Source organism: bacterium, assembly GCA_035371905.1.
Taxonomy (GTDB): domain Bacteria; phylum Ratteibacteria; class UBA8468; order B48-G9; family JAFGKM01; genus JAMWDI01.
On the sequence record DAORXQ010000056.1, the window covers coordinates 1 to 11,619 of the forward strand.

The following is an 11,619-nucleotide window of genomic DNA, read 5'->3' on the forward strand; positions in this document are numbered from 1 at the left end:
CCATATTCTTTTGAGATATTCCCGATGTCTCCAAATATTTGCGGATGGTTGAATTTTTCCGTTTGGCAAAAAATAGGCATCTGAAGTTTCCATATCATATGTTCTTTTAGGATATGCATTGTCAAAATATAATCCAATTCCTCTTCTTATAAATTCAGCAGCAAACCAACATCTGAAATCTATATAACTTGGTGCAAGATTATATATTCCCGTATACTCATAACCACCACCCCATTCATATTTGAATATTTTTGTCTCTGGATGATATTGTGATATACTATGAAACTCTTCCCAGTAAACACTGAAATAATCTGATTTTTTAGAAGCCATATTTAAAGAAATCTCGGCAAGATTAATGATAGATTTTTTGTCCTTCATGTCCTTAGGTAATTCACCTGAGAGATTCCTTCTCTCCCATCCCTGAATAAATTTTTTGGTATCTGTACCTTTTGCCACTCTTACTTCCTGCATTTTTGTCAAAATACTCATATCTTTATTTAATGGATAAACTTCTTTCATAATTTCTCCACATCCCCAATAAGTAGAACCCATCCATACAATTGTTTTATAACCCGGATAATACTGATTAAGTAAAATTTTTCTCCAATCCATAGGCATAGGTTTAGCAGGAGTAGCCATAAGTCCAAATACTATATGTCTTATTTCTTCAATTTTTGAGGGCTTTTGAATTAAATTTACTTTTAATTTTAATATTCCTTTTTCTCTTTCTAAAATAAGACATGGTGGCTGTTTTTCCCAGTCAATTATCCATCCTTTATCATTATCAGCAAACCAACAGATACCTCTTTCTTCACTCCCTAACCAAATATAGGGCTTAAAATTTCCGTACCAGTTTCCATCAGAAAATTGAGAACTTGTCCATATAACCCCATCTCCCTTAGGTAAATATCCTGCAGGATTTACTCTTAAAGAAGTTGTACACACATGAAACAAAGGTGTTAATTTCTCAATTAAAGGAATCTCTAAATATAGGGATTTTATTTCTTTCTGACTTGGTAATAAATCCATTTCTACCTTCATACATCCATCATATTCAGTTGTACATTTAGTTTTAATTGTTATAGGAGAATTGACAGTTTCTCCTTCATAAATTACATAACTTTCACTTATTTTTGTGAATTTACCCTTTCCTTCTAATTTCTCTCCATCTAAAATAAATACCATAGGAGAAGCAAGCAATTCTTTATAATCACTTTTCTCTTCAACTCCTTTTGCTTTTATTGAACTCCATAAACCAATGTTATCTTGGATATATTTTCGCAAAACTACTTCAACTTCTTTTCCATTAACTTTAATTGGTAAAAATGGTTTATATACCTTATCAGTGATTCCAAATTTATTCCCTTCCCATTCAAATATTTTTCTTTCAAATTTTCTTATAAACTCCTCTTTATACCCATTTAACTTTAAATTGACTGTATACTCTCCTTCTTCTATTTCACCTAACTTAATCTTTTGTTCATAAGGATTTTTTTCCCAGTTCAATTTTGAGGAATATATTATTTCTCCTTTTTTATTTGTAACTAATATTTCTCCAGAATTAATATCTTTCCACTCTTCACCTAAATAACTTGGATCAATTCTTATCTTTAAAATTCCGTAAGTTGGTAAAAAAGCTACTCTTACTGCATTTGCTGGATTTGGGCCAACCCTTACTGCCCATTTTTCCTCTGGTGCTTTTGTCCATAAACATCTATACATCATATAAATTTCATTATTATCCATTGATGAAACTTTTAAATCAAAATAATGGTCAGCATCTGCATGAAATCTGTTCTCAGGGACTTTAAACTCATATATTTCTGATGTTTTTGGTAAAATATTTAAAATTTTTTCATCAGATAATGATGGCATATTTGAAGAAAAAATTTCAATTTTTGCTTTTATTTGTTTTTCATTATTTGTTAAGTTAAGAATTTTTACTTTAAAATGTGGTTGACCTTCAAAAAATTTTTCACCAAGGTCCAGTATTTGAATGTTTACAGATTCTCTTTTTAAATAAATTCTTGTATATTCAAACCAACTTAAAAATTCTCCTCTATGTGGAAACCATGTTGCCTGTTCCCAAGGCCTTTTATAATTCCTTGAAATCAAAACACCTATTGACCTATTATAAAAATTCTCTTTAATTTCTAAATCTTCAAATGGTATTCGTATTTCACAAATCCATAATTTATTTTCTTTATCAATAGAATTGGCAACTTCCCATCTACCATTCCAACCAGTATCTGGTATTCCCCCCTTGAATTTTACATCATAAACAACACCTAAAGAATTTACAATACATTGATAAAGAGATAAAGTTCTTTGTAAATCTTTATTTTCTCTTTCATCTCTGAATGGGTCAATCCAAATTTCTATCCCATCATCAAAAATTACACTACTATCCCTATTTTCGCAATTCGTTATTAATTTCCCATCAGGTGGTAATTCACTTATAACTAAAAAATATAAATATTTTTCCGAAAAACCAAAGTAAGTTCTTCCCATTCTTGGGTCAAGTTGTCTTTTTCCTGTAATCTTCTGAAATCCTATTGTAGAGATAGCACCATTCCACTCATCTTTATCAATTTTACCATCAATTTTTGGTTCTTTCCCAAAAATAGATACTTGTGCTATATTTTTATACTCATTATTACAACTTAAAAAAATTGAAAACATGAAAAAAAGAAATAAAATTTTTCTCACTTTCTTCCTCCTTTTATTATCTCATTTTCATAATAACATTTTTTTCTTTCATAGTAATCTTTTACTTCTAAAAGGTTAATTGGTCTATCCATTATTAAAATCTCATCTATCAAAATTTCTGTTTTTCCTTGATACCCAATGGTTATTTGATTAAATATGTCTTTTTCATTCATTGGTCTTGGTGAAATTAAATCTAATACAAGTTGACTATTCTGATACATCTTTATCTCTAAACCACCGGCTGAAATGGTTATAAGAGTATTTTTTATTTCTCTATTATAGGGATTAACACTAAATTTACCTATAATTGGTTTTATGTTTCTCAAATTAAAATTAATTTGACCAAAATTTTCATTTGTAATTATCCCTGAGAACATCCCTAATGAAAATAGAACAAACGGGAAATTTTTTTCATTTTTAAATCTCCACCAAAAAGAAAAAGTTAAACCTTTATAAAATAAAATTTTATCTGATTTTAAAATAATAGTTTCATCTGGTTCCCCGGTTTTAGGAGGTAGTTTTAAAGAAGTCAAATAACATTTTCCAAAAACATTGTCTGATACTATCCTTGATAAATTTATTTTTTCTTCTATTCCCCATAAGTTAATCTTTCCTTTCGCATCTTTTTTTTCAAAATCATTAAAATAGACAATATTATTTCTAAATCTCTCTGGTAAGAATTGAAAATCATCACCAAACAAATTTGAAAATAAAAACAAATTTATCAATAATAAAATTTTTCTCATTTTTACTCCTTCCTTTTATTGTATTTCAACAACCTTAAAAACTTTAAAATCATATTTTTTGATTTTTAACTTAAATGTATTATTTTCAACAGGTATTTCTTGATTTGTTTCCATATCTATTACTTTGTATTTGTTTAATTTTAAAATCTCAGGATGGATAAAAACAGTATCTTCTGTATCTTCTTTCAAATATGAAACTACACCATATAAAGATTCTTTTCCTGGAATACAATATACTATTCCGGGTAAATCTGGATTTTTTGTATATATGGGTTGCTGTCTTTCATCCCAGTATCTATAAACAATTAAATTTTCTCCTTTTTCTGCCATATCAATAAACGGTTTCCTATATTGTTTGTACCATTGAGAAGTCCTATCAATGATGTCATGAATTATTGATACACCTATATATGCTTTTTTGTCAGTTTGTTCATCTCCTATCACCATAGGCCATGTTCCTGGAAGGTCTCCTGATGAAACCAATCTTAAATATTCTCTTGGAAATTTATTCTGCATAAATTCTTTACTATATTTCCATTCAAGGTCAAGTTGAATTGTAGCAAATGAATATAAAGGCAATATTTGAGTACTTGTCATGTGAACCATTGTAAATGGCTCTTTACCAAGTTCATTCATCATTATAAATGTTCTTTTAACAAGTTCTCTCAATCCCCAAAGTCCTGTTGATGACATAATTGTTCCATCCTCTTTTTTATATGCTGATGTTGTCATAGTATTTGTAGATGGAATGAAAAAATAATTATCCCAGTATATAACACTTGCATTTGCTAATTCTATCGCTTTTTTATACCACCAGACAGCAAAATCAATATATGATTCAGTTGGAACTATATCTTCTTCCCAGACACCATCAACACCCAATTCCCAAATTCCATATGGTCTATAATGATTATTATATTCCTTCAAAGCCCACTCATCCATAAATGTCTGGAATTCTTCAGCAGCTGGAAAGGTTGCTCTGTTATAATAAAAAATTGTATTTTTTATATTTCGCTGAATATTTAGTTTTACTTCCATACTATTCCCTAAAAATCTATCAATACCCTGTTCTTTACCAAGTGATTCACTATATTTCTTCAATTTTTCTTTAAAAATTTTCATTTCTTCCTCTGTAATTTTTTCTCTTCTATTCGCCTTTCCTAATATTTCAAATATATATGTATCTTTTCCTAATGGATAAACACTTCCACAACAAGGATAACCGAACCAAACAGAATCAGTTGCCACTAAACCAAAATTTTCTTTCACCCATCTATATCTCCAACCTTTTAATTTCGGTTTTACAGGCGCAGCAAGTATTCCAAATGTTATTGTCTGTGGTTTTGTTATAATTATTGGTTTGTTAATAAGATTTATCTGGATTTTTAATACATCTTTTTCTCTTACAATCTGTAAATTGGGTTTCTTTTCATCCCTTGACCAACCTTTATCATTTTCACAAAACCAACTAATTCCTCTATGTTCATTACCCACATATATATAAGTACAAAAATTAGAAGGGAAGACACGATTAAATTGTGTAGGAGGTAATTTATTAGAATCCCATATCAATCCCTCACCAGGAGGAACATAAGTAGTCAAAATTGGGTCTCTTATATCTGTACTCATTGCATGCATTAAAGTTGCAACATCATTTTTTATTGGTATTTCAAGAGTTAATTCATCTACTCTTACATCACATGGATTTATAGTTAGATCCACTTTCAACATTCCATCATAATCAAGAAAAGAAATAGAGTTTATCTCTAATTTGCCAATTTTGAAGTTACTTTCCATTATTATTCTATCTTCTGAAATTTCTTTGTATATAAGTTGGCTTTTTTCAATATTTTCTTCTTTTCCATCTATTTTTCCTTTATATTTTATCTCTCCAGCAAGTATTTCTTTTTTATTAATACCCTGTTGATCTTCTGTTATTATTGAAGATAAAAGACCAATATTATTTACTGCATATTCTTTTAAAACTGTGTATAACTTATTGCCTTCTTTTTTTATTGGAATAAAAGGTGGGTAAACCTTTCTTGATTTTCCTAAATTATTATGTTCCCACTCAAAACTTTTCCTTTCAAAATATTTTATCACTTCTCCTTCTGGAATATTTTTTCCAATTATTTGCATAGTAATTTTATATCTTCCCATAAGATGTGGTAAATCAAAAATTTTCTCACATAAACCATTTTTAAATTCTTCTATACCTAAATAAAAACTTATTTCCTCTCTTTGTGTTTCAATATTTATTATTTTGTATCTAACTTTTTCTACTTTTCCATCTTTTTCAAGTATATTTGCAATAGATGTAAAGATTTTTATTTTATTTAGATAAGGATAATAACTAATAATAAAATCTGCTCCTGGAATTTCTTTTTTATAATTTATCCATTTTTCATCTCTTTCCTTCCAGTTCAAAATATTAAAATTTTTCCAATAAATTGGTCCCCTACTAAAAAAAACTTCATTATTTTCAATATTTTGAATTGATGTTTCAAGAACAAATCTATATTCTTTTGAATCTTCTTTATCTACTATAACTTCTTTTTTTTCACCAGGTAAAAGAATAATTTCTTCTTTTTTTGAAAACCCTTCTACATTTCCAAATCTTTTTATTGAAATATTTACATTCGCTTTTATCTCCTTTTTTAAAGGATTATATAATTCACAAACATAATAAATATTTCCCAAAAAAGGGTCTTTGAGATGTTTTTCTTTAACTATAATTCCTTTATCATTTGAAAATTTGAAAACATTATCATTTTTAGAAATAAAATTATTAAATTCACTACCAATACTTGTAAAAGTCCACGGCTGTTTGAAATTTCTAACTATATTTATTTTCCAATTTCCATCTGTTATTTTTCTATTTTTTTCAATGTTTTTTATTGGTATTTCAATTTCACAATGCCACATTTTATTATGAATACCGTTTTTAATTCTACACCCTCCTGCCCATTCCAATACTTTACTCTCATCTTTAACTTTTTGAAAAATTGAATAATAAACATATCCAATTGAATTGCAAATCATTTTATATATAGTTTTTATCTCATTTTCAGGATAAGGGTCAATCCAAACTTCAATATTATCATCATAAATTATTTCTTCGCTATTTTGCTTTACTTCAGAAATTAAATTAAAATTCTGAGGCATTTCAGAAATAATTGAAATATAAATTTTTTCATCAGTTGCACCTATAAAACCAATACATTTTCTTAGGTCTAATTTATTTCCACTGTCTATAAACCCATCAAATCTGATACTCTCTTCCCACTCGTCTTCATTAATATATCCATCTATCTTTGGTATTTTTTTCATTAAAGGAACTATATAAGTGTTCCCTCCTTGTACTAATACTGATAATATCAAACTACAAAAAATTATTTCTTTTATTCTCATCATATACTTTTCCTCCTTTTACTTTATGGCACAGTTATTATTATCCAACCATAATTTTTAACTGAAATTGCCTCTGCATGTCCATCAACAAAAAACGCATTCATAAAAGTAAAATTATTATGTTTGAATCTTGTAGGATTTAATCCTCCAAAGTGAAGACAAGTAGCACTTCTATTTGGACTTACCATAGATTCTCCAATTAATAATGTTTGAGAAGGTTTTTTAATTTTTGAAATTTTTATAGATTGTGTATACGGGGAAGGACCTCTTCCCATAATACTCATATTACATCCATAACTTCCATACTGACTTCCTATCCAATAAAGATTATCTTTGGAAGTGCCATATTTATATCTATTTACTTTAAGGTCAGTTGGACAGACCCACAAACAAGGCATTTTTGGATTTCTTCCAGCAGTTGCCTGAAAAGTAAGTTTATAATATTCGTTTTTTGGGAAATATCCAAGCCATGTTACACCTTTATACCAAAAACTTTGTTCTGGTTTCCCATCTGAAAGTGGAGGAAAATATTCATCATGGTCTTGAGTATACATTAAATATCCCATTCCTATCTGTTTCATATTATTCATACAAGTTATCTGTCTTGCTCTTTCTCTTACATTATTTAAGGTGGGTAAAAGCATTGCTGCAAGAATACTTATTATTGCTACCACAACAAGCAATTCTATCAATGTGAAGCCCTTTCTTTTTCTACTATGTGAAATTGTTGATAAAAATTTGTACATTTTATTCACCTCCTTCCTATTCTTTTTATTAATTTTATTTTCTCTTTTCATATTTTCACCTCCTTTCAGTACTTTTTCTTTTTATCAATTTCACATCTACTATTGTTTTTTTAGGTATCTCTTCTCCATTTATCATTTTCTTCATTAGTTTAATTGCTTTTTTCACAACTTCTTTTATATTTGTATCTATGCTTGTTAATTCTACCTCACTATATAAACAAACCTCTGAATTATCACATCCAATTATTGCAATATCTTCTGGAACTTTTATTCCTTTCTTTTTTGCCTCTTTTATAAGGATTACACCAAGTAAATCATTATAAGCGAATACACCATCAGGAATTTGACTTTGATTAAAAAATTCTTCTGCAAGCAAAATTCCATCTTCATAATAACCAACAAATTTATCTTTTACAAAAATAATCGGCTCATTCCCTCTTTCTTTTAAATAATTCACAAATCCATTATATCTTCCTGAACCCTTTTCTCCACCAAAAATAGCAATCTTTCTACATCCAATCTCAAGTAAATGTTCTGCTGCTAATCTTCCTGCTTTCTCTTCATTAAAATGTATTGTTGGAACTCCTTCAATATAAGGTCCATAAGAAAGTATCTTTAAATTGTATGGCTTTTTTGTATATTTTTTGTATAACTCAACACTTTTGTCTGTATGAGCAACTGTTATTATTCCATCAACCCTTCCATCTCTACATATATCAAGATAATGTTTTTCAAGTTTCCAATCACCATTTGTTATATAAGGAGTTATTTCCAAACCATCTTTCTGTGCCTCTATTTGTAATAATTCAACAAGAGAAGAAAAAAATGAAGTTAATTTGTGAAATATTATTCCTATGGTATCAGACCTTCCTGTAAATAATTCTTTTGCACTTTTTGGTGGGACATATCCTATTTCTTCTGCAATTTTTAATATTTTTTCTTTTGTCTTTTTACTTACAAATATTCCTTTATTTTCCCTTCCTTTTAAAACAGTATATACAACTACTTTTGACACACCTGCTAATCTTGCAATATCTTTTAAACTTGGCCTTTCCTTCATTTTATTATCCTTTATTATCCTATGATATATTATACTATATAATTAAAATTTTGTCAAGAGGAATTTGAACTTTTTGAAATGGCTTATTTATATTTACTTAAATCAAATTCAAAAGAACAACTTTTTTCCTTCTCATTCTCATAAGGTTTGAAAACTGCAACAAGTTTAATTTTTGCATCTTTAGGTATTTCTTTATTTGAAAACTTAACTTCACCCTCTGAAATATGATAATAATCCCTTGTAAATTGAGAATAAGGACTCATATAATATGATAATGGCTGGATTTTTTTACCATCATATTCTAAATAAAATTTTACAGTTCTTCCAAATGTTGCATAATTACCAAACAGAGAAACTCTGAAATAAAGTTTATCAGAAATATCCTTTAAAGCCATATTTATAATATTCATTTCAACTTTTTGATGTTTTTCTGTAGCATTTTTTGAAAGCAGGGCAACTCTTAAAAAGGGAGTAATCAATGTAGCTCTGCCTTTGCCGTACTCATATTCATACCCTACTGTCCATTTTTCTGTAAATTCTGTAAAAGTTAAAGAGACATTTTCTTTACCATAATTTATTGCTTCTTCTATTTGTTCAGAACTCAAAACTTCTTCCAGATTTATTTTATTTCTACTACATCCAGATATTAAAACACAAAGGCAAATTAAGAAGATAACTTTTCTCATCTTTTTACCCTTTTAGTAATTTATTTTAACGCTCTTCTTTATTAAGGTCAACTTTTATGATAATATAATAAAAAAGGAGAAAAATGGAAAAGGTATTGATTTTTGACACAACTTTAAGGGATGGTGAGCAATCACCGGGAGCAAGTTTAACAAGCGATGAAAAACTTAAAATTGCTTTACAACTTGAAAAACTCGGTGTTGATATTATTGAAGGAGGATTCCCTATTTCAAGTCCTGATGATGCAAAAGCAGTAAGAATTATTGGAGAAAATGTTAAAAAGTCTATTGTATGTGCTCTTGCAAGGTGTAGAGATGAAGATATTGATATTGCTTTAAAATCACTTGAAAAGGCAAGAAAACCAAGATTACATCTTTTTCTTGCAACGAGTGAAATACACAGAAAATATAAATTAAAAAAAGCAAAAGAGGAGATAATAAGAATAGCAAAAGAAAAGGTAAAATATGCAAAAAAATTTATTGATGATATTGAATTTTCTCCAGAAGATGCTTCAAGAACAGAACCAGATTTCCTTCTTGATGTCTGTAAAGCAGTTATAGAAGAAGGTGCAAAAACATTAAATATTCCAGACACAGTTGGTTATGCAATACCTGAAGAATTCGGGAAACTTATAAAATTTTTAAAAGAAAATTTACCCGAAGATATTATTATAAGTGTTCACTGTCATAATGATTTAGGACTTGCTGTAAGTAATTCTCTGTCAGCAATTTTAAATGGAGCAAGACAGGTTGAATGTACAATAAATGGAATTGGTGAAAGAGCAGGAAATGCATCTTTAGAAGAAATTGTTATGAATCTTGTTGTCAGAAAAAATTATTATAAAGTTGAAACAAATATAAAGACACAGGAAATTTACAAAACAAGTCGTCTCGTCTCAACTTTAACTGGTATTCCAGTTCAACCAAACAAGGCAATTGTTGGTAAAAATGCTTTCAGACATGAGGCAGGAATCCATCAGGATGGAATATTGAAACACAGATTGACCTACGAAATAATGGACCCGAAGATGATAGGGATACCTGAAAGCGAACTTGTTCTTGGAAAACATTCTGGAAGACATGCTTTAAGAGAAAGGTTGAAAACATTGGGATTTGAATTTAGTGATGAAAAATTTGAAGTAATATTTGAGAAATTTAAAAAACTTGCTGAAAAGAAAAAAGATATTCATGATATAGATTTAATTGCTATAGCAGAAGAAGAGTTTGTTTCTATTAAATCCATTTATTCACTTGAATACTTCCATATAATTTCAGGTTCATCCACAATTCCTTCGGCAACTGTGAGATTAAAAAAAGAAGGGAAAATAATAGAAGATGCTTCAAGAGGAGATGGACCAGTTGATGCACTTTATAAAGCAATAGACAGAATTACAAAACTCTCACCTATCTTAAAAGAATATAAAATTAATGCGATAACAGGGGGTAAGGATGCTCAAGGAGAAGTAAATGTGACACTTGAAATTAATGGAATTACTGTTTATGGAAAAGGTGTAAGTACAGATATAATTGAAGCAAGTGGAAAAGCATATTTAAATGCAATAAATTTTTATCTTGTAAGAAAAGAGACAGGAAAAAAGATAATCAAAGGAGCATAAAATGACAATATCCCAGAAAATTCTTGCAAAACATTGTGGAAGAGAAGAAGTTTTTCCTTCTGAATATGTGGAATGCAGTGTTGATTTAATTCTTGCCAATGACATAACAGGACCTCTTGCTATTGAAGAATTTGAAAAAGTTGGTGCTGAAAATGTTTTTGAACCTTCAAAGATAGTTCTTGTACCAGACCATTTTACACCATGTAAGGATATTAAAAGTGCTGAACTTGTAAAAAAAATAAGAGACTTTTCAAAAAAATATGGCGTTAAATTTTACGAAATTGGGAGTGTTGGGATTGAACACGCACTTTTACCGGAAGAAGGACTGACTTTACCAGGACAGTTAATTATTGGTGCGGATAGCCATACCTGTACATATGGAGCAGTTGGAGCATTTTCTACAGGAGTTGGAAGTACTGATGTTGCTTATGCAATAATAACAGGAAAATTGTGGTTTAAAGTACCAGAAACTATAAAATTTTATTATTATGGGAAACTGAATGATTATGTTGGTGGAAAAGATTTAATTATTTACACAATCGGTTTAATTGGTGTTGATGGAGCAAATTATAAAAGTATGGAATTTACAGGTCCTGTTATTGAAAATTTACCAATTGATGATAGATTTACAATGTGTAATATGGCTAT

8 protein-coding genes are annotated in these 11,619 nt (G+C 28.9%); 2 read left to right on the forward strand and 6 right to left on the reverse strand.

Annotated features, from left to right (window positions below; genetic code table 11):
- The 6 genes from PKV21_06610 to PKV21_06635 all read right to left on the reverse strand — a co-directional run.
- On the reverse strand, positions 1–2,709 hold a 2,709-nt coding region (locus tag PKV21_06610), incomplete at its 3' end, for a DUF6067 family protein (protein ID HOM27161.1).
- Positions 2,706–3,455 (reverse strand): hypothetical protein, encoded by a 750-nt coding sequence (locus PKV21_06615; GenBank protein ID HOM27162.1) that lies wholly within the window; start codon positions 3,453–3,455, stop codon positions 2,706–2,708. The genes PKV21_06610 and PKV21_06615, both read right to left, overlap by 4 nt.
- Before the next feature lie 15 nt (positions 3,456–3,470).
- Positions 3,471–6,869 (reverse strand): hypothetical protein, encoded by a 3,399-nt coding sequence (locus PKV21_06620; protein HOM27163.1) that lies wholly within the window; start codon positions 6,867–6,869, stop codon positions 3,471–3,473.
- Between the two features lie 20 nt (positions 6,870–6,889).
- Positions 6,890–7,663 (reverse strand): type II secretion system protein, encoded by a 774-nt coding sequence (locus PKV21_06625; protein ID HOM27164.1) that lies wholly within the window; start codon positions 7,661–7,663, stop codon positions 6,890–6,892.
- 4 nt (positions 7,664–7,667) lie between these two features.
- Positions 7,668–8,672, reverse strand: coding sequence for a LacI family DNA-binding transcriptional regulator (locus PKV21_06630; protein ID HOM27165.1), 1,005 nt, complete (start codon positions 8,670–8,672; stop codon positions 7,668–7,670).
- 83 nt (positions 8,673–8,755) lie between these two features.
- Entirely contained in the window at positions 8,756–9,358 is a 603-nt protein-coding gene (locus PKV21_06635) for a hypothetical protein (GenBank protein ID HOM27166.1), read from the reverse strand.
- An 83-nt stretch (positions 9,359–9,441) separates the two neighbouring features.
- Between PKV21_06635 and PKV21_06640 the strand changes: the two genes are divergently transcribed.
- Together PKV21_06640 and PKV21_06645 are read left to right on the forward strand one after the other, a co-directional pair.
- Complete coding sequence (locus PKV21_06640) at positions 9,442–10,971, forward strand: 2-isopropylmalate synthase (GenBank protein ID HOM27167.1); 1,530 nt, start codon at positions 9,442–9,444, stop codon at positions 10,969–10,971.
- A 1-nt stretch (position 10,972) separates the two neighbouring features.
- On the forward strand, positions 10,973–11,619 hold a 647-nt coding region (locus PKV21_06645; protein HOM27168.1), incomplete at its 3' end, for an aconitase family protein.